18 protein-coding genes are annotated in these 17,497 nt (G+C 44.1%); 11 read left to right on the top strand and 7 right to left on the bottom strand.

Annotation, left to right across the window (positions count from 1 at the left end; all coding sequences use genetic code 11):
* The first annotated feature begins 28 nt into the window (after positions 1 to 28).
* Together WG943_RS11190 and WG943_RS11185 are read left to right on the top strand one after the other, a co-directional pair.
* Positions 29 to 508, top strand: coding sequence for a YdeI/OmpD-associated family protein (locus WG943_RS11190; protein WP_340409009.1), 480 nt, complete (start codon positions 29 to 31; stop codon positions 506 to 508).
* Positions 509 to 563: 55 nt separating this feature from the next.
* A complete protein-coding gene (locus WG943_RS11185) occupies positions 564 to 1,094 on the top strand; it encodes a GNAT family N-acetyltransferase (protein ID WP_340409007.1) in 531 nt (176 codons plus the stop codon).
* 13 nt (positions 1,095 to 1,107) lie between these two features.
* Here the strand turns inward: WG943_RS11185 and WG943_RS11180 are convergent, their stop codons facing one another.
* Positions 1,108 to 2,553, bottom strand: coding sequence for an alpha/beta hydrolase family protein (locus tag WG943_RS11180; protein WP_340409005.1), 1,446 nt, complete (start codon positions 2,551 to 2,553; stop codon positions 1,108 to 1,110).
* A gap of 265 nt (positions 2,554 to 2,818) precedes the next feature.
* Here WG943_RS11180 and WG943_RS11175 point away from each other — a divergent pair, with 265 nt between their 5' ends.
* The 3 genes from WG943_RS11175 (at position 2,819) to WG943_RS11165 (ending at position 4,408) form a co-directional block, all read left to right on the top strand.
* Positions 2,819 to 3,595, top strand: coding sequence for an SDR family NAD(P)-dependent oxidoreductase (locus WG943_RS11175; RefSeq protein WP_340409003.1), 777 nt, complete (start codon positions 2,819 to 2,821; stop codon positions 3,593 to 3,595).
* A gap of 95 nt (positions 3,596 to 3,690) precedes the next feature.
* Positions 3,691 to 4,092 (top strand): methionine-R-sulfoxide reductase, encoded by a 402-nt coding sequence (locus WG943_RS11170; protein WP_340409001.1) that lies wholly within the window; start codon positions 3,691 to 3,693, stop codon positions 4,090 to 4,092.
* 10 nt (positions 4,093 to 4,102) lie between these two features.
* Positions 4,103 to 4,408 (top strand): peptide-methionine (R)-S-oxide reductase, encoded by a 306-nt coding sequence (locus WG943_RS11165; RefSeq protein WP_340409000.1) that lies wholly within the window; start codon positions 4,103 to 4,105, stop codon positions 4,406 to 4,408.
* On the opposite strand, the gene WG943_RS11160 is transcribed toward WG943_RS11165, so the two are convergent.
* The 3 genes from WG943_RS11160 to WG943_RS11150 form a co-directional block, all read right to left on the bottom strand.
* Complete coding sequence (locus WG943_RS11160) at positions 4,405 to 5,346, bottom strand: hypothetical protein (RefSeq protein WP_340408999.1); 942 nt, start codon at positions 5,344 to 5,346, stop codon at positions 4,405 to 4,407. The genes WG943_RS11165 and WG943_RS11160 overlap by 4 nt on opposite strands.
* Before the next feature lie 154 nt (positions 5,347 to 5,500).
* On the bottom strand, positions 5,501 to 6,094 hold the full coding sequence (locus tag WG943_RS11155; protein ID WP_340408997.1) for a hypothetical protein: 594 nt from the start codon (positions 6,092 to 6,094) through the stop codon (positions 5,501 to 5,503).
* A 33-nt stretch (positions 6,095 to 6,127) separates the two neighbouring features.
* Positions 6,128 to 6,844: a hypothetical protein gene (locus tag WG943_RS11150; RefSeq protein ID WP_340408995.1), complete on the bottom strand. Its 717-nt coding sequence runs from the start codon at positions 6,842 to 6,844 to the stop codon at positions 6,128 to 6,130.
* 260 nt (positions 6,845 to 7,104) lie between these two features.
* On the opposite strand from WG943_RS11150, the gene WG943_RS11145 reads away from it, so the two are divergent.
* The 3 genes from WG943_RS11145 (at position 7,105) to WG943_RS11135 (ending at position 8,423) form a co-directional block, all read left to right on the top strand.
* The gene (locus tag WG943_RS11145) at positions 7,105 to 7,488 is read left to right on the top strand and encodes a diacylglycerol kinase family protein (RefSeq protein ID WP_340408993.1); all 384 of its coding nucleotides are present in this window, start codon (positions 7,105 to 7,107) and stop codon (positions 7,486 to 7,488) included.
* Positions 7,489 to 7,554: 66 nt separating this feature from the next.
* Complete coding sequence (locus WG943_RS11140) at positions 7,555 to 7,944, top strand: DUF6970 domain-containing protein (RefSeq protein WP_340408991.1); 390 nt, start codon at positions 7,555 to 7,557, stop codon at positions 7,942 to 7,944.
* A gap of 2 nt (positions 7,945 to 7,946) precedes the next feature.
* On the top strand, positions 7,947 to 8,423 hold the full coding sequence (locus tag WG943_RS11135) for a DinB family protein (protein ID WP_340408990.1): 477 nt from the start codon (positions 7,947 to 7,949) through the stop codon (positions 8,421 to 8,423).
* Between the two features lie 190 nt (positions 8,424 to 8,613).
* On the opposite strand, the gene WG943_RS11130 is transcribed toward WG943_RS11135, so the two are convergent.
* Together WG943_RS11130 and WG943_RS11125 are read right to left on the bottom strand one after the other, a co-directional pair.
* Positions 8,614 to 9,399 carry a DUF4382 domain-containing protein gene (locus WG943_RS11130; RefSeq protein WP_340408989.1) on the bottom strand — a complete coding sequence of 262 codons (786 nt, stop codon included), beginning with the start codon at positions 9,397 to 9,399 and terminating at the stop codon, positions 8,614 to 8,616.
* Positions 9,400 to 9,671: 272 nt separating this feature from the next.
* Positions 9,672 to 12,677 carry an AsmA family protein gene (locus tag WG943_RS11125; RefSeq protein WP_340408988.1) on the bottom strand — a complete coding sequence of 1,002 codons (3,006 nt, stop codon included), beginning with the start codon at positions 12,675 to 12,677 and terminating at the stop codon, positions 9,672 to 9,674.
* Between the two features lie 130 nt (positions 12,678 to 12,807).
* Here WG943_RS11125 and WG943_RS11120 point away from each other — a divergent pair, with 130 nt between their 5' ends.
* The 3 genes from WG943_RS11120 (at position 12,808) to WG943_RS11110 (ending at position 15,977) form a co-directional block, all read left to right on the top strand.
* On the top strand, positions 12,808 to 13,824 hold the full coding sequence (locus WG943_RS11120; RefSeq protein ID WP_340408986.1) for a PorP/SprF family type IX secretion system membrane protein: 1,017 nt from the start codon (positions 12,808 to 12,810) through the stop codon (positions 13,822 to 13,824).
* A 63-nt stretch (positions 13,825 to 13,887) separates the two neighbouring features.
* Positions 13,888 to 15,120, top strand: a complete 1,233-nt coding sequence (gene gldJ / locus WG943_RS11115) for a gliding motility lipoprotein GldJ (protein ID WP_340408984.1) — start codon at positions 13,888 to 13,890, stop codon at positions 15,118 to 15,120.
* A 95-nt stretch (positions 15,121 to 15,215) separates the two neighbouring features.
* Positions 15,216 to 15,977, top strand: a complete 762-nt coding sequence (locus tag WG943_RS11110) for a creatininase family protein (RefSeq protein ID WP_340408982.1) — start codon at positions 15,216 to 15,218, stop codon at positions 15,975 to 15,977.
* Between the two features lie 277 nt (positions 15,978 to 16,254).
* Here the strand turns inward: WG943_RS11110 and WG943_RS11105 are convergent, their stop codons facing one another.
* Positions 16,255 to 17,409, bottom strand: a complete 1,155-nt coding sequence (locus tag WG943_RS11105) for a hypothetical protein (protein WP_340408979.1) — start codon at positions 17,407 to 17,409, stop codon at positions 16,255 to 16,257.
* Between the last annotated feature and the right edge of the window lie 88 nt (positions 17,410 to 17,497).

The raw sequence follows: 17,497 nt of genomic DNA, 5'->3' as shown, positions 1-17,497 counted from the left end.
ACTTGTGAGATAATTAATAAATTAAGCTATGTCTCAACCCCTCACTAACAAGCTATATCTATTAGAAAAATTCCCTGGCAAAGGCGGCTGGACGTATGCAGCTATCCCAGAAATTGCTCCGGACAAAAATGCACATTTTGGTTGGGTTAGGGTTAGAGGCACCATTGATAGCTACGAGATAAAAGGCTATAACCTGATGCCGATGGGCAACAGACAGCTTTTTCTGCCGGTAAGAGCCGAAGTACGGAAGAAGATAAAGAAACAGGCCGGCGATTGGGTGCAGGTTATACTTTACGCCGACAACACGCCACAGGAATTACCCGAAGAGCTGCTGCTGTGCCTGCAAGACGAACCAGCTGCTTACCAGAAGTTCCTGAAGTGCACCGATGGCGAACAAAAAGCTTTTGTAGATTGGATTTACTCTGCTAAAACCGATGAAACTAAAGTAGAGCGTATAGTGCAAAGTATAAACAAGCTGCTAAGCAACCAAAAGCTGCACCAAAAATAGCTATCAGTTTCGTAGCAAGTATAAATAAAAGTAGCTATTGCAGTGGCCTTAAAGTATGAAGCACATCAGATTAACAGATTCATACCACCCCCTTTTCATAAAAGCGTGGCAACTTTATGAGCAGTCTTTTCCCCTGAATGAGCGCCGCCCATTGCCTTGGCAGTACGACATTATGCCACACGCTAATTACCATTTCGAACTTATGCTTCAGGAGGATGCGCTTACAGGTATACTTTTATGGTGGAGCTTCGGGGAAGTACGCTACCTAGAGCATTTTGCCACAGTGCCAGCTTTGCGCGGCAGGGGCTATGGGAAAAGTATACTTGAGGCCTTTGTTAAACGAGAAACACGCCCTATACTCTTAGAAGTGGAGCCGCCACACGAAGAGATCCAACAGCGCCGCGTCCGGTTTTATGAACAGTGCGGTTTTGTCTTAAACCAACATTTTTACCAGCAGCCTCCTTACCACCAGGGGCAGCAGCCTTTGCCGTTATTGTTGATGTCTTACCCTGCACCTATTACCGCCGATAATGTGGCACATTTTGTAGCTAAACGGCACCCGATCATTTACAGGCTGGCAGAATAGTATATTCAGTAGCTTATCTAAATGTCTTTGTTGCCCGTGCCTTTTTATCAATACCAGCTTGCTGCTCCAGCCAATCGCCTATAACTTTTAAAGCAGCAGGTGAGAAGGTTTCCTCTAAAGTATAGGGCTCATCGTAAGCACCAGTAATGGAGGTTTGCATAAAATGATTAAGTTTTGGCAGAATAATCTCTGTAAAACTTGTATTGCCACCTGCTGCTAAACCAGCTTTTATCCCTGCCAAATTTGGCTCTGCTGGTGTTTGAGAATCGTTAGTGCCACTAATAGCCAAAACAGGTGCTTTTACCTTACGCAGGTAAGGTGTTGGGTCAAAACGTAGATGATGGAAGTGCCACGGATCAAGATACGGCTCGATGTACATACCACTGTAGCTAGTATCTGTGCTTATATTCTCCTTAAACCATTTATTAAAAGTTAATCTGGCAGTAGCACGATCAGAGGCTGTCGCAATTGTTTCATAAGCCTTGCTCTGGGCTATAACATCAGTGCTGGTTTCGATCGCCTCATCCGAGAGTCCACGTTTTCTTAGTATGGCCCGATGAGTTATTTTTCGCAGTTCTACTCCTTTAAGCCCAACGCCAGCCAAAAGTATGACTCCTGAAACAGAAGGATCTTCCGCAGCAAGAATCTGTGCTACCAGGGAGCCCTCGCTATGGCCAATCACATATACATCTTTAACGTTTAGTCTTTTATCATTACGTAATGATTTTACTGCAGCCGCAGCATCCCGGGCAAAATCTTCGGTAAAATTGCCCCCAAAAGTACCAGATGATTCTCCCACACCACGCTCATCGTAGCGCATCACAGCAAATCCTCTTCTGGTCAGTTCATCAGCCAATACCATAAATGTTTTATGAAAGAACTGTTCGCTATCCCGGTTATGAGGCCCTGAACCCGAAAGTAGTATTACCCCTGGAACACTCTTTTTGCCTTTTGGTGCCGTAATGGTTCCGCGTAAAACTATGCTTGTATCTCCACCTTTAAACTCAGCTGGCAAAACAGAATAAGGAAAAGGAGCTTGTGGTGTTTGAGGGCGGGATGGCCGAAGCGTGTTTATATCCGTCTCTTTTAAGGCTAACGGTATTTTAAATCCGGCACTTGCAACTGCAAACACGCCTCGTAACTCAGGGCCATTATGTTTTATAGTAATTGTATAAGTCATGCCGTGGTCCCTGAAGCGTAAGCGCAGACTATCATTTGCAGTTTCAACCAGTTCAGCACGCAGATCGTGCAACCCGTTTGCAGGTATGGATAAGAGTGCATTGGCTGCTACCGTTGGTTTAAAGTCAACAATGATCTTAGCAGGTGCTGGACCGCCTAAGCTTAAGTCACCTGCCCATGTGCCTGCTGGCAACTGCTGGGCTAGTAGGTTTAAGGGGAAGTATAGAAGAGAAAAAATAGCGATCAAGCAAATAAACAGCCTTTGTAAGTGTGATTTCATAGATTGTACGGCTTTTAGTAAACTCCTCATATACCAAAATACATATATTAATGCATAATCAAAAATCAACTGACAGGTAGAGGCTTTTGACAGAATTTTTACTTTACTGATTAAGCATATTCCTACTCCTTTACTATAGTATGCTGAACCTTGGTTAATCTTCAATTCCTGCAGAACAAGTATCAAGTATAACCCTCAGGCATAACCACAAGTATGATTACAAATACTTTCTGATGAAAGCACGACATCCTAAACCACTATTACTATGGACAAACTTAAAGGCAAAGTAGCCTTAATTACAGGCTCTGATTCAGGCATTGGGCAGGCCACCGCTATAGAATACGCCAAAGAAGGAGCAGACATCATTGTTACTTACCACTCTGATAAAGAAGGCGCCGAAGAAACTCTGCAGCAGGTTGAAAAGCAGAATAGGAAAGCTATTGTGCTGCAGGTAGATATAAGCGATGAACAGAAGGTAGAGCAACTTTTTGAGCAGGCCCTGAAGGAGTTCGGCACCATTGATATACTGGTGAACAACGCGGCTGTAAACGGCTCTGGCATCAATGTAGCCGACATGGACACTGAAACCTTTGATCGCACCATTCGCACCAACCTCTACGGCACCTTTTTCTGCTCTCGTGCTTTTATCAGGCATCGCAAACAGAAAGGCGGCAAAGGTAAGATTATCAATGTATCATCTGTGCACGAAGAAATAGTATCGGCTGGTACAGCAGATTACTGTGCATCTAAGGCAGCTGTTCGTAACCTTGCCCGTACCCTGGCGCTGGAGTTGGCAGAGGATGGTATCAATGTAAATAATATTTGCCCCGGCATGATCTTGACTCCTATGAACCAAGAGGCTGTAGACGATAAAGAAACCCGAAAGGAGAGCGAGAAAAACATACCTATGAAACGAGCAGGAAAACCAGAGGAGATCGCAAAGGTAGCTTTGTTCCTGGCCTCAGCAGATTCAGATTATGTTACCGGTTCCAGCTATTTTATGGATGGAGGCCTTTCTCAGAACGTAGGGCAAGGGGCATAGATAATATAGAACAGCCAAACTGTCACCTCAAAACCCTGCGGTGCGTTAATTGTTAAAGCAACTATAGCTGTAACTTACCACAAAGTATAAACCTCATGAAAATAGCAAAAGACCCATCAGATTATAACAAACTTACCCCGGAAGAAGAACGCATTATCGTACACAAGGGCACCGAATATCCGGGCACCGGAGAGTATGAGCATAACAAGGCAGAGGGCGTATACTTGTGCCGCCGCTGCAATGCGCCGCTTTATACTTCGGAGTATAAGTTTGAGTCGCATTGCGGTTGGCCGAGCTTTGATGATGAAATTACCGGTGCCGTAAAGCGTGTACCCGATACAGATGGCCGCCGTACCGAAATTGTTTGTGCTAACTGCGGCGCGCACCTGGGCCACGTGTTTGAAGGCGAGTACTTAACTCCCAAGAATATCCGCCATTGCGTTAATTCCCTCTCCATGAAGTTTGTGCCGGTAGAGGACCTGGAGAAAGAAGATTAGCCACTAAGTGATGTTCAGGCACAGGAGCAAAGTAGGGGAGAAGCAACAGGAAACTGGAATTTATACCTGCTCTAACTGCGGACAAGTGCTTTTCGAGGGGAAGTATAAATTTGACGTTGGCTCCGGTTTCCCTAGCTTTTGGAGGCAGGTAGGGGAGCATGTGCAGCACCGGCAACTAGCTACTTATAGCCGCCAACGGGTGCAGCTGCTGTGCAGCCAATGCCAGCAGCACCTGGGCCACCTATTCGATGATAACCGCACTCCCACCCAAGTGCGCTATTGTATTAACGCAGCGGCCATTAACTATCAACCTTAATTTTTATTTGCCTGTCTCGTTTTGTCATGATACAGGTTCCCTACAAAAGACCGCACAAACATGTTAAGGCGCATATTAGCTTCATAATCATAACCAGCCAGGTAGTCCAATCTGTTAAAGCTAGCCTCTGTTCTTGTCCATTGGTTTGGTGTATAGCCTGGGCTGTTTATACTTACCTTTATCTTATCTGATACGGGGTCTTGAATAACATTAATGTTTAGCGAGTAGGAGGCAGGCCCTTTTTCCTTTGTCTTATAGTTGGGGTAGTAGTTGAAGGCGGGTCCCTTTTTCGGGTTCTTTGTCGGGTTGTTTTGCTGCATCAGCACTATAGAGTTGTTAATCAAACGTTCAATACCTTCGCGTTGGCGCTTCTTAAAACCCTTCGTAAAGTTAATGCTATCTATCGATAGGTTTACAACCCCTGGCTGATCCGCATTTAGCGGCTGATAAAGCTCTGTTACTCCTATAAGCCTTTTGAACGGTCCTGCTATGATGCTATCGGTGTAATATTGCTGCTCGTGCTGCAAAAAGATCTTCTCCGGCGAGAACAGCTTTAGCTCGTTGTACATATCATCCTGCACACCGCCTTTAACTTTACCAATGCCGCTGTTTGGCCGCAGGTAAAGTTGGTAATAAACACCAGCCTTGTCTTCTATAACCAAGTTATCCAGCGAGGCAACTAGCGTATAGTTATACTTACGGTAGCGCTTTTTGCCAGTAGTGTCTATTTTAAAAGTCTGCTTCTCTTGCTCCAGCGCTTCTATCTTCTGCAGAAACCAATTGTTTACTCTTGTAAATTGGTAATCATACTTTTCGCCGGCGTTGTTCCTGAAATCCAGCTTATCGACGGTTACAGGCCGGGTATAAAGATCGCGGGTACAGGACCAAGTGCCTAGGCAGGTAATGGACAGTACAGTAAGGTATAGCAGCTTTTTCATTTAAGTTTGTTTCGTTAGTCATACTAATTAACTAAACTTTTAGTTACAAAGCAACAAAGAAGAGATACTGCTACTAGTATAGAACTACTCATTAAAAATAAAGCACCTGCTGCTGTTGCAACAAGTGCTTTACGAAGTGCTTTTATACCAGCTATTAATATACGGATGATAATACAATAACCGCAATGGTTGTGATAGTGGCTAAACCTATACCAGCACCTGCTGCCACTTTACCTACCTTTTTACGGTGCGCCTGCTGCTCATACCCCTTTACATAATTAGGGTCTGCCAGGTAGTTAATGTTAGATACTGGATTCCGGAAAGCTCTGGGTTTTGTTAAACCAATGGCCGCAGACCCAGCCAGCCCATACGGAAAGAACAAGGCACACCCCGCTGAGCCCCACATGGCACCGTTGCCTTTGTAGAGCAGACGTGCATCATTGCGCCCTAATTGGTACATTTCTGCAGGGTCGGCGAGGCTGTAGTTATTTACTTGATTTTCAGGGAAACTCTGCTTAAACACTTCTTTAGTGCCGTTTGCAAAGTGTATCATAAACACATCAGCTTTGGGCAAAATGTATAAAATACCCTCTAATGAGTCCGGATGTTGATACACGATTTCCTGTAGCTTGATCTCCAGCACCCGTGCCATTAGCTCGTCGCCGTTCTGCTTTACAATCCTGTCCTGGCTAAAGCTATATTGCGTTACTGCAAGCAGCAACAACAAAAGGAGTATACTTTTCTTCATCAGAAGGACATTATATTAGTTATACTTTTATACTTACCTGCGCGAGTTAAACCCAAAAAGCAAACTAAAGCGGCCGCCGTCTTTAGATGGGGCAAAGGCGAAGTTTACCGGAAAATTAACGCCCTGGCTCTGGAAGTTTGTGCCCACAGCCATTACAATGCCCGCTCCAGCCAGCGAAACGTTGGGACCAAATCCGAACTCCATTCCTTTGGTGCCTCTTACACCTATCAAGGCACTTAAGCTGGGTAAAAATTTGCCCTGTTCCAAGCCACCTACCAGAGGCACAAATTCAAACAGCCCAGACACGCCATTATCTAAAGTGAATACACGGGTTTCGAACTGCCAACCAAACTGAGTCATAAAGGCGTTTACATCAGTATCATAATCTTCGCGGATGTTGTCTCGGTATTTATCTGTAAGTATGGTAAAACCAATTCTGGGTCCTGATAGCTTTAGGTTCTCCTGCTCGTAACTATACCTTCTGTTGTCTGCCGGCGGAGTATAGGCAGGAGGTACTTCATTAAATACTTCTTTTGTGCCGTTCTCATACTTTATCATGAACACATCGCGCTTGGCTATCGAAATAACAGGCCCTTCCAGGTTATCGAAGCGTTTATACTTTATCACCTCCAGGCCTATTTCTTGTACCTTTACCTGTATTTCGTCGCCGTTTCGTTTAAGCAGCACATCCTGTGCCTGCACAAAAAAGCAAGGCAAAAGCATTAACAATAGCAGCGTAAGCTTTCTCATGAGAGGCAGTAATTTCAGGTGAATTATTTATTGTTAAAAATACCTCTTTATCTATACTTAACAAAGTAAATACCAGCTGTAAAATACTGCTTTTTATCATTTTAAACAGGTGTGTAAACAGTGATATTTGTGTAGTGAGCTACAAGAGGAATTAGCAACCCTCTTATAATTTAGCCATAGGGTATAGCAGCAGAAATATAACTTTATACCTTGCTGCACTGTAAAAGCAAACAACACCAACTCCACCAAAACCTAACCTTATGAAGGACAGGCCATCATTTCTTTTTACCAGGTACAACAGCTTTAAATTTGCCTTTAAAGGTTTAGCTGCCGTTTTCCGGCACGAGCCTAACATGCACTTGCACGTTATAGCAAGTATAATGGTAATGGTAATGGCTTATAGGTTTAATGTAACCCTCACTGAATGGTGTATCCTGATCTTCTGCATTGGCTTGGTGTGGGTAGCCGAAACATTTAACACTGCCCTGGAAACCCTCACTAACCTGGTATCGCCAGAGCATAACCCTTTAGCCGGTAAAACTAAAGACATTGCCGCAGGAGCTGTGCTTTTGGCTGCCATTACAGCCGCTGTAATAGGTGTTATTATTTTCCTACCCTATTGGTTAGCCTACTTTAAGGTTTAACCATTCATCATTTTTTAAGAAGACTACGTTTATTACCTTTGCGTCCTCATAACTAAATAAGGCCTGATGGGCAGTATAAAAACACTTGTAATATCCATACTGTTAGCAAGTATAGCTTTTGCCTGCAACCCAGGTGTATCACCACAGATTTCTGATGCCGAAGTGGCCAATGCCCAGTCAGCCCCGTGGCTAAACCAGCTTATACAAGAAATCCAGCAAAATAAACCAGCCAACCCTCCTGCTAAAATTTACCGCTACACTTACAACAACCAGGAAGTGTTTTACTTAACAGGCCGCTGCTGCGATATACCAAGCAAAGTATACGACTTACACGGCAATATACTTTGCGAGCCCGACGGAGGCATAACAGGCAAGGGAGATGGCCGCTGCACAGACTTTTTTGAGAAACGGTCTAATGAGACCTTGATTTGGGAAGATAAACGAGAACAAAAGTAACCATGACAGGAAACGACGTATTAAAGAACCTTTCAGAATATAATATCTGGGCTAACCAGACCATGTTGGATGTATTTAGCTCGCTACCTAGCGTTCCGAATAATGCTGCACGTTTGTTTAGCCATGCCTTAAACGCGCAGGCCATCTGGATTGCCCGCATTACAGGCACCCAAAGCCCGGTTAAAGTATGGCAGGAGCATAATCTGGATGAACTGAAGGAACTGCACAAGAGCGCATCGTACAAAATAGCTGAGTTAGTTGCCAATGCCGACGAGGCAGAGTTTAACCGCCTGATAGATTATACAAACAGCCAAGGCAACAAGTATAGCACTCGCGTACTTGATATTCTTACACACGCTTTTAACCATGCTACCTATCACCGCGCACAGGTAGCCACAGATTTGCGCAAAAATGGCCACACCCCTCCTAACACAGATTACGTGACTTATGTGCGCGAGCTGATGGGGCAGGTGTTCTAATTTTTGACAAAGCAATCTTTTGACAAAAGACCATTAGACAAAGAATTATTTGATAAAGAGAAGGACTATATTAAAGGTTCTACCTGTATGTTTTCTATCTAACGGTGCTTCGTCACAAACTAACGGTGCTTTGTCACAAAGTATAGATCGTTATACTTTCAAATTCTAAGTAGACAACTAAAACAAAAGCTTACTCAAGCACTACCGTACCGAGATCCTTTACTTGGTTCTGAGACACGCTTACGTTCTCTACTGTTTTATCGTGAGCACCGCCTTCCGTATAAAACTTAACAGTGTAGGTGCCTGATGGCACACCTTTAATTAAAAACTTACCAGCGTCATCTGCAAAACCACCTATTGTATCATTAGCTGCTGAGATAACATAAATACCCGGCTTATACTCCGCTGGGGTCACACTGCCTTTAATACCACCTGCTACTGCCTGTGTTATAGTTCTTATTACCGGTTTCAGGTTATACTGCCCGTTGCCTCTGGCAACAACAGATTTAGCAGCGTCAAAGTCGAGCAGCAGCACATATGTTACATCGCTTTCCAAGTCAGCGTTAATCTGTAGCTTTACGCCAGAAGTTTGGCCGCTAGGTGTTTTTAGGCTTTTTACTTCTCCGTTCTTTAGCTTAAGTGTATTATTGTCACCTAGTACAAGCCTTAACTGCGATATTTTACCAGCCGGTAGGGTAGAGCTGGCAAGCAGCGTGTCTTTGCCATTGGCAAAGTCAAGCAGGTTATACACGCCTGGGTTTATCTGATCAAGTGTTACCCAGCCAGAGTCGTCGCCTTCTGCCTCTTTATGCACCTGCACAGATTTAATATCAATGTTCACTTCAGCATAATCTCCAGGTGCATCTGTCATACGAACTTGCATTTTAGCAGTGCCTGTTTCTTCGTTGTTACTCTCGCAGGCACTAAACCACACAAGGCCACTCAACAGCAGCGGAAGGATGAATTTCTTTTTCATAATAATTGTACGTTAAAGTTATATGCCAAATTTCTGGCAGCAACATGAAGGCAAGATGAAGACTTAAAAAAATGAGTTTATTTAACTTTATTTAATATCTATTTTCTTTTGACGCAGCTTCATGCAGGTAGAGTAGAAACGGAATAATTTGCACGAAATTACGTGCAGCCCTAAAATAAAGATGCCAGGAACTGCAGTTCCTGGCATCTTTATTTTAACGATTTTATACTATAATGTTGTACTTCAACGCTTTCCCGGAAATTGTACTTCTTTTAATTACCGATTTTAGTTGTATCTGGTGGTGTCTGTGGTTTTGTTCTGGATCTCAATAAATCCCCGATCTTATCAGTGGCTTGCTTTTTAATATTCTGCTCAGCTTCTCTGCGTTTTTTCTCAAGCTCTTCGCGTGCTCTTTGCTCTGCCTCCAGCTTGCGCCTGTTCAGCTCATTTTGCACACTATCCTGTAGCTGCTGCTTACGCTGCTCTAGTTGCAGTTTGGCATCATCTACCTTGCTTTGTACAGCTGCTTTCACAACATCTTTTGCCTGCTCTTTTACCGAGCCTCCCGCTAAGCCTACTCTAGGGTTGGAGAGGGTGCCGCCAATGCTCAGGTTAAGCGTGACCCGCTCCGAAGCCGACAGGGCATTGTTGCCCAGTACACTTGCTAAGCGGGTATTAAGTTCACGGCCTACTTTTCCGGCAGGTACATTTAAAGCTGTAACATAGTCTATCTGGCCATTGATGTTGTTAGATCCTCCCACGGTCATTTCAATGTTACCTACTTTCATATCAAAAGGTCTGATCACTAGGCTACCATCAATTATCTGAGCATCTATTTTCTTATTTTCCACAACAAAACTCTTCAGTTCCTCAAAGCGGGTAAGCTCACTGATTTTGTTCACGATAGGCACGTCGCGTACAGCTGCTTTTATAACATTTATCACACCGCTACCATCCATGGTTTTAAAGATTGGTGTCATGTCTTGGCCTAACTCTCCGGCAAATGCAAAATTGGTGTTAAACTTACCTTCCAGCAGCTTGGCAATAGGGGCTATAGCTTGAATCGTATTAAAAGCGTTGAAAGCCTCTTTAAAACCAAGGTTCTGAATATCCAGCTTCATATCGAACAACGGCTGTTGCAGATTTTGCGTGTTGTAACTGCCGCCTACTGCAAAGGTGCCACCCAAGGTGTTAAAGGTTACTTTGTTTAACTTAGCTATTTTATCCTTTACCTGCACCTGCCCACTTACGTTGTTCAGTTTCAGATCGGTGTACTGCACCTGCTTTGCATTTATATTCAGTGTTATATTCAGATTATCCGGCACTTCTACCACACCTTCAGCAGAAGCATCTGCAGGAGCACCTTCGTCATCTACCATCCACTCGTTTACATTAAAATTATTAGAGCTGATGTTAAAGTTGCCTCGCAGGGATTGATTATCGGCTAAGGCATAACCCAAGTAGTTAGACACAGTGCCGTTTGCCTGGAAATCGCTTTTACCTAAATAACCAGCCATGTTCTGCAGGTTAATGCGCTCATTATTAAAGGTGGCATTGGCCTTGCTGATTTTCATACCTTGCGGAAGATCAGTGCTTACGTAGCTCAGGTTGCTGATACCCATGGTACCGTTTGCAATCACATTGCTATACTTTTCAGCCTCTATATCGCTTAACTTACCTTTAGCCGCTACATCAGCCGTAATTCTACCGGCTACCGTCATACCTTCCTGTGGAAATATCTTGGTTAATTTAGCAAGGTCAAGTATACCTTTTATACGACCGTCGAAAGCGGGTTTATCAATGCCCTGTATCAGCATGTTTCCTGCTAACGGCTCTCCATCAAGGGTCATATTGAAACGCTCCACGTTAATGCGAGTATCGTCGGTATTGCCGGTGGTATTACGGATGTTGGTTACCATGTTCAGGTTCTGAATAGGCGCCGGAAAATCCTTTGATTTGATATAGCCGTTGGTCATGTTCAGGTCTGCATCAATAACGGGCATGCTTTTCTCGGAGTAAGTACCCTTGGCATCGGCATCTACCTTAAGTAAGCCACGCAGTGTCATGCCTTCTATTGGGAAAACCTTAGTCATTTCAGCTAGGTCCACGTTTGCCTTCACGTTACCATCTATCTGCATCACTTCCAGGCCTTTCACTGTAACGCGGGCATCTACAGGGTTCTTACCCAGATCCATATGGAATTTGCGGATGTCGATGCTGGTGTTCTGTGGTGTGCCGTCGGTGCTAATTACACTCATATCAGCGTTTACGTTACGGGCAGCTTCTGGCAGGTCTGGGTATTTAAACATACCGTCTATCACCTTTAGGTTCACGCCGTAACCTGGCATCAACGTGTCAATCATGCGGCCCTTAAAAAAGCCATCAAAGCTCAGTTTACCTTCTGTCTTAATATCATTAAACTGCTCGCTGTACATACCTGGCACTATCGACAGCACATTTCTGAAGTCTGTTTCTGTGGCACTGAAGGTAAGATCGAAGTCAATGGCCTCTTCTGGCATCAGGATAGTGCCATCGAACTTAAACGGAAACTCATTGATACGAATAGCGTTCTCCTTAAAAGTATAAAGCGACTGGTTCAGGTCCATGGCCATGGTTACATCGGCATTTAGTTTGGCATTTTCGATGTAGTTGGCTCCATCATAGGTCATGGTAAAGCGCTCGGCTGTGGTTTTAGAGTCCATGTCAAACACATCCTGCTCAAAATCTCCAGAGCCGGAATGGTTTACTCCATAAAGCGCTGCGCCAAAGGGTATACTTAAATCGTCGTAGAAAAGTGTACCGTTGTTAATCTTCCAGCCTTTTATAGCCATATTAAAATCAGAGGCAGCCGTGTCAGCTGGTGCTACAGTGGTATCCTCAATAAATACATCCCAGTTGGCCTTTCCACTTTTAAGCACAATAAGGCGTATAGTAGGTTCGTCTAAAGTAATAGAGTTAACTTTAAGCTCATCGCCAGAGATAACGCTGCTCAGGTTCAACCCCATCCGAAAAGAAGGTATCTGTGCCAGCGTATCTGTTTGGAAAGAGTCCTTGCCTATGATAGATAGGTTATCTACGCCGAGCGAAAGGTTTGGAAAATCGCGGAAAAGCGAAAGACTTACATCGTCGGTTTCATATGCAACGGTGGCGTTGATATTTTTTGCAATCTCTTTGTCGAGGGCTTGTTTAATTTTATCTTTGAAAAGAACGGGCACAAGGGCTGCAACTGCAAGTAACACCGCCAGAAAGATAAAGAAGCCAATTACTACTTTTTTCATATGGGTTTAAGGGTGATATTCTTTTAAAAGCGAAACTATATAATTAAAGCTAAAACCGTGCTAGTTATTGCCCACCTATTTATAAAGTATACTTATTTAAGTAACCCTACGGTTGTAGCAGAATAAAATTATGTTGTTTAAAAAGGCATCCTGCAGCTTTGCTATACTTTTCTTTGGCTGGTTTACAGCACTAGCCCAGGAATCGTATTTTACACAGCAGTATGCCAATAAATTACACCTTAACCCTGCCTTTGCCGGTATTAACCACAACTGGAGCGCCTCACTTTCGCACCGTAACCAATGGCCAGCCCTTAACGGCTCTTTTATTACTAACCAGTTTGCTGCCGACTACAGGCTTCAAAATTCAAAAAGTGCAATTGCCCTGATCCTGCACCAGGATCGTGCTGGTATCGGAGGATTGCAAAAACTGCAGGCAACAGCAGGATATGCTTACCATACCGCTATCACAGATAACTGGTCTATGTCCGCAGGTTTACAGGCAAGTATAGCATCGCTCAGAATTAATTACGACAATCTGGTGTTTGGAGACCAACTTTCTGATAATGGGCAGGTTGCAGTTACCTCGGCAGAGGCTGCCAGGTTTGAGCCAAGCAGTTTTGTTAGCTTTGCTGTAGGGGGTTTGATGTACTCTAATCAGTTTTGGGTAGGGTTAAAGGTAAACAACTTAAACAAGCCTGCTTATGGTTTCGAAAATCAGACTAAATTGCCCATCAGTTACCTGGCAAATGCAGGGTATAAGTTTTATGCCAGATCTTACGAAGAACGTGGCAGGTTATTCGAGTTAAGCTTTACACCATCAGCCACTTACATTCAACAGGATGATTTTAGCAGGGTTGATATAGGCATACATACTATATACACGCCGCTTACGTTAGGACTAGTATATAAAGGTATTCCGGTAACAACTGGAACTAACCGCGACCAAGCCTTGTCCGTAATAGCAGGGTTGCAAATTGAGGCCTTCAAAATTGGCTTCAGTCATGATGTTGGTTTGAGCGGAATAAGCAAACAGGCAGGGGGGGCAAATGAGATTTCTCTTGTTTTTGAACAACTTGAACTTAATAAATTGTTTAGAAGCCGCTTAGGGAGCAAAATTAACAGACGCATTCCTTGTCCGGCATTCTGATTTTATTTATAATTGCACTTTAATTTACGTTAAAAGAACCTTATCTTATTTGGGTACTATTTTATGAAGTTTGCAAAGTATCTATCGGCTGCAGTATTGGGAGGCCTTCTCCTGACAGCTTGCTCTAAAGGAGGACAGCCTACTAGCAGAAACCCTGGTGACTACAGTACCGCTACCGGTATTGAGTATGGCGAAGAGGAAAACTCTTTCCAGGTAAACGATTATGCTGATATTGAAGGTGGCCCTGGCTTGATTTTTATCGAAGGTGGACGTACCGTTTTAGGTTCTATGGAAGAAGACGTAGCCATGACGCGCGACAATATCGAGCGTACGGTTACTGTAGCTTCGTTCTTTATGGATGAAACTGAGGTGGCTAACATTCACTGGCTGGAGTACCTCCACTATCTAAAGCAAGACTCGCTTCCAGAAGTGTATACAGCTGCTCTACCTGATACTATGGTTTGGGCACGTCAGCTTTCTTTCAACGATCCTTATGTAACCTATTACCTGCGTTACCCAGGCTTCCGTTTTTTCCCGGTGGTAGGTGTAAGCTGGAACCAGGCACATGACTATACCATCTGGCGTACTGCTAAAGTAAACGAGAACCTCGCTAAAGAAGCAACTGGCGGCGGTGGTGGCAGAGGCTTGTTTGGCCGTAGAGGTGGCAGCGACGAAACAGCAGAAGGCAGCAAGCCATCTATTGAGTCTGGCTATGTACTGCCAAACTACCGTCTACCAACAGAGGCTGAGTGGGAATATGCAGCTCAGGCAATGATAGGTACGCAGTATTCTGAAGACGAAAACCAGAACAACCGCAGACTTTACCCTTGGGATGGCCATCAGGTACGTAATCCATACGGTAAGCAAATGGGTAAATTTCTGGCTAACTTTAAGCGTGGCCGCGGTGACTATGCCGGTATAGCAGGTGCACTAAACGATGGTGCCATGATTACTGACTACATCTATAGCTATCCGCCAAACGACTTTGGCTTATACAACATGGCTGGTAACGTAAACGAGTGGGTGCAGGATACCTACCGTCCGCTTTCTTTCCAGGATGTTGAAGACTTGAACCCTTTCCGTCGTGATGGCTACCTGGATGAGCAGGAGAACTACGATTCTGGCGAAGGTTTCCACTCTCTGGTTACAGATGACGTGAAAGTATACAAAGGCGGCTCATGGAAAGATGTTGCTTACTGGTTATCTCCTGGCACACGTCGTTTCATGGTAAAAGACTCGGCTACTGCTACAATCGGTTTCCGTTGTGCTATGATCAACGCTGGATCTAACAGATAATTATAATAATTTAGATAAAGGAAAGCCTGGGGTTTATACCTCAGGCTTTTTTATTTTATACTTGTAAAGTTTCTCTAATCAAGAAATCTATACTTATGAGACCATACATACTTGCAGAATCAAACTGGAAAGCGATCAAAGAGCAGGAGGTAGAGTTAGCTATACTTCCGTGGGGTGCAACCGAGGCTCATAATTACCACTTACCCTACGGCACCGATATTTACGAGGCAGAATATATTGCCGCTGAGGCAGGAAGAATAGCCTGGGAGAGGGGAGCAAAAATTACGGTGCTACCAGTCATACCCTTTGGTGTAAATACTGGCCAAGCCGATATTAAACTGGACATCAACCTGAATCCTAGTACCCAACTGGCCATTGTACAGGATATTGTAGAGGTACTTAACAGGCAGGGAATCAAAAAGCTACTGATTGTAAACAGCCACGGCGGCAACGACTTTAAACCTATACTTCGAGAACTAGGACTGCGTTTCCCGGAAATGCTACTGGTAAGCAGCAACTGGTTTCAGTTACCTGACAAGAACCAGTACTTCGACGAGAAAGGCGATCATGCAGACGAAATGGAGACCAGCCTTATACTTTACCTAAAGCCAGAACTAGTGTTGCCGCTTGAGGAAGCAGGAGAGGGCAAAGAGAAAAAGTCAAAGATACAGGGAATAAGAGAAGGTTGGGCTTGGTCGGAGAGGCAATGGTCTATGGTAACGGAAGATACAGGTATAGGTAATCCTAAAGCAGCCACAAAAGAAAAAGGGGAGAGGTTTTTTAAAGTTGTTACCGAGAAGATGGCGGAACTATATGTGCAACTGGCTGAGGTGGATGTTAAGGATAGGTATGAGTAATTGAGTGAAATTTAAGCGGTTCCGGGTCCAACCACCCCAGCCCCTCCTTTTCTAAGGCGAGGAGTTTTGACTTTACTTTATCAAAAGTCTGGGCTCAGTAGATCCTGCTTAACCTCCTACAAACCAAGATCCTTTCAGGATGACAAAAAAAAAGAACAGCAGCTAAGGTAATGGCAGCTAGAATAGCAAGTACAAATTCCCCGCCTTAGAAAAGGAGGGGCTAGGGGTGGTTGGACCCGGTAATTACAGACAAACAATTAACCATCATCAACCAAATCTACTTCTTCACCTTAAAGGCGCGCAGCTCATCGTCTATTTTCTGGTTCCAGCGAGCCTGTTCTAATTGCTTTGTACCGTGAGCGGTTTCTCTATCATACTGCTCCTGCAGGCGGTTCATCTCCCTAAACGACTCAATATACTTATACTGCATGATGCTGTTGTAGTCAGCTATGGATAAGCTATCTGGGTGTAGCTTTTGCTTAAAGCGCTCGGCTACCAATTTCACGATATCAAAATGGCGTTGCTCGTGGTTTAAAGTATAAGCATCACGTGCTGCCGTTTTAGCCCATGAAGCACTCTTTACCACAAATACTTTCATCGTCAGGTTTAAATGTATAACACCGTTTTTTACTTCATTTCTTCCTTCGTAGGCAAAACCAGGGTAAACAGCGGCGGCATAACGGCTCTCTTTTGTTGGGTTGGCCATAAAATCCATCCAATTCAGGGGCCTATTCAGAGAATAAAATACGGTATCATCTTTCCTATCAATAGTATAGTCGGTAAAGCTTACCTTTAAACTTTTTGCCAGCAATTCACTTCGGTTAGCTTCCTGGTTCATCCAGCCATCAAAGTAGCGCAGCGATTCTGTAAGCACCTGGCGGATGGAAGGCTCTACCACATCCAGTTGGCTTGCTGGGCGATTATACCTTATACCTCCCTCATGCTCCATCAGCGGCACCTGCTCCCCATCACGTAAATAACTAAACGCAACATGTGCTACCACCCGACCCTCTACGCGGCTTTTGGCCGGAGCAGATTCTGTAACTTTTAATTCTTTTAGCCGCATTGTAACCGGGCGCAGCTTTGTATTATAAGGCAGAGTTTTACGCAGATAATTTTGTAAGGCCATTTGTGTGCCTCCCTTCAGATCCACAGTAATGGCTTTGGTTGGCATTGCTGCACCAACGGTTGCCGGGAACAAGTGAGCTATAGCTTTCTTGTTCGGTCGATCATCAACCACTTTAGCAATATAGAACTCCTTTGGAGCTATCGGCAGCGGCTCTTCTTTTAGAACGATGGGTTCTGTGTTGGCAACCGGTGGTCCCGCTGCCCATATACTTACAATAACCAGCAACACAAGCGCCCACAACGCTGCCCTGCGGTAGGCTTTGCCTCTCAGGGTATTGCTTTTAAATTTATTCCGAAATTTCATCTGGATATTTAATAGAAGTAACTGCCTGTTAAACAGCTTTATGAGAAACAACGAATCTGTGCAATTCAGTTCTCTTAAAAGTATAAGT

Source organism: Pontibacter sp. H249, from assembly GCF_037892465.1.
In the GTDB taxonomy this organism is placed as follows: Bacteria; Bacteroidota; Bacteroidia; order Cytophagales; family Hymenobacteraceae; genus Pontibacter.
This window is presented reverse-complemented; position numbering and strand designations above follow the sequence as displayed.

Bases quoted from the DNA above. Each gene is read 5' to 3' on its own strand.
- WG943_RS11150 (WP_340408995.1), bottom strand. From the start codon at position 6,844: ATGAGAAAGCTTACGCTGCTATTGTTAATGCTTTTGCCTTGCTTTTTT.
- WG943_RS11135 (WP_340408990.1), top strand. From the start codon at position 7,947: ATGACAGGAAACGACGTATTAAAGAACCTTTCAGAATATAATATCTGG.
- WG943_RS11175 (WP_340409003.1), top strand. From the start codon at position 2,819: ATGGACAAACTTAAAGGCAAAGTAGCCTTAATTACAGGCTCTGATTCA.
- WG943_RS11165 (WP_340409000.1), top strand. From the start codon at position 4,103: ATGTTCAGGCACAGGAGCAAAGTAGGGGAGAAGCAACAGGAAACTGGA.
- WG943_RS11110 (WP_340408982.1), top strand. From the start codon at position 15,216: ATGAGACCATACATACTTGCAGAATCAAACTGGAAAGCGATCAAAGAG.
- WG943_RS11155 (WP_340408997.1), bottom strand. From the start codon at position 6,094: ATGAAGAAAAGTATACTCCTTTTGTTGTTGCTGCTTGCAGTAACGCAA.
- WG943_RS11160 (WP_340408999.1), bottom strand. From the start codon at position 5,346: ATGAAAAAGCTGCTATACCTTACTGTACTGTCCATTACCTGCCTAGGC.
- WG943_RS11105 (WP_340408979.1), bottom strand. From the start codon at position 17,409: ATGAAATTTCGGAATAAATTTAAAAGCAATACCCTGAGAGGCAAAGCC.
- WG943_RS11140 (WP_340408991.1), top strand. From the start codon at position 7,555: ATGGGCAGTATAAAAACACTTGTAATATCCATACTGTTAGCAAGTATA.
- WG943_RS11120 (WP_340408986.1), top strand. From the start codon at position 12,808: ATGTTGTTTAAAAAGGCATCCTGCAGCTTTGCTATACTTTTCTTTGGC.
- WG943_RS11125 (WP_340408988.1), bottom strand. From the start codon at position 12,677: ATGAAAAAAGTAGTAATTGGCTTCTTTATCTTTCTGGCGGTGTTACTT.
- WG943_RS11185 (WP_340409007.1), top strand. From the start codon at position 564: ATGAAGCACATCAGATTAACAGATTCATACCACCCCCTTTTCATAAAA.
- WG943_RS11190 (WP_340409009.1), top strand. From the start codon at position 29: ATGTCTCAACCCCTCACTAACAAGCTATATCTATTAGAAAAATTCCCT.
- gldJ (WP_340408984.1), top strand. From the start codon at position 13,888: ATGAAGTTTGCAAAGTATCTATCGGCTGCAGTATTGGGAGGCCTTCTC.
- WG943_RS11180 (WP_340409005.1), bottom strand. From the start codon at position 2,553: ATGAAATCACACTTACAAAGGCTGTTTATTTGCTTGATCGCTATTTTT.
- WG943_RS11130 (WP_340408989.1), bottom strand. From the start codon at position 9,399: ATGAAAAAGAAATTCATCCTTCCGCTGCTGTTGAGTGGCCTTGTGTGG.
- WG943_RS11145 (WP_340408993.1), top strand. From the start codon at position 7,105: ATGAAGGACAGGCCATCATTTCTTTTTACCAGGTACAACAGCTTTAAA.
- WG943_RS11170 (WP_340409001.1), top strand. From the start codon at position 3,691: ATGAAAATAGCAAAAGACCCATCAGATTATAACAAACTTACCCCGGAA.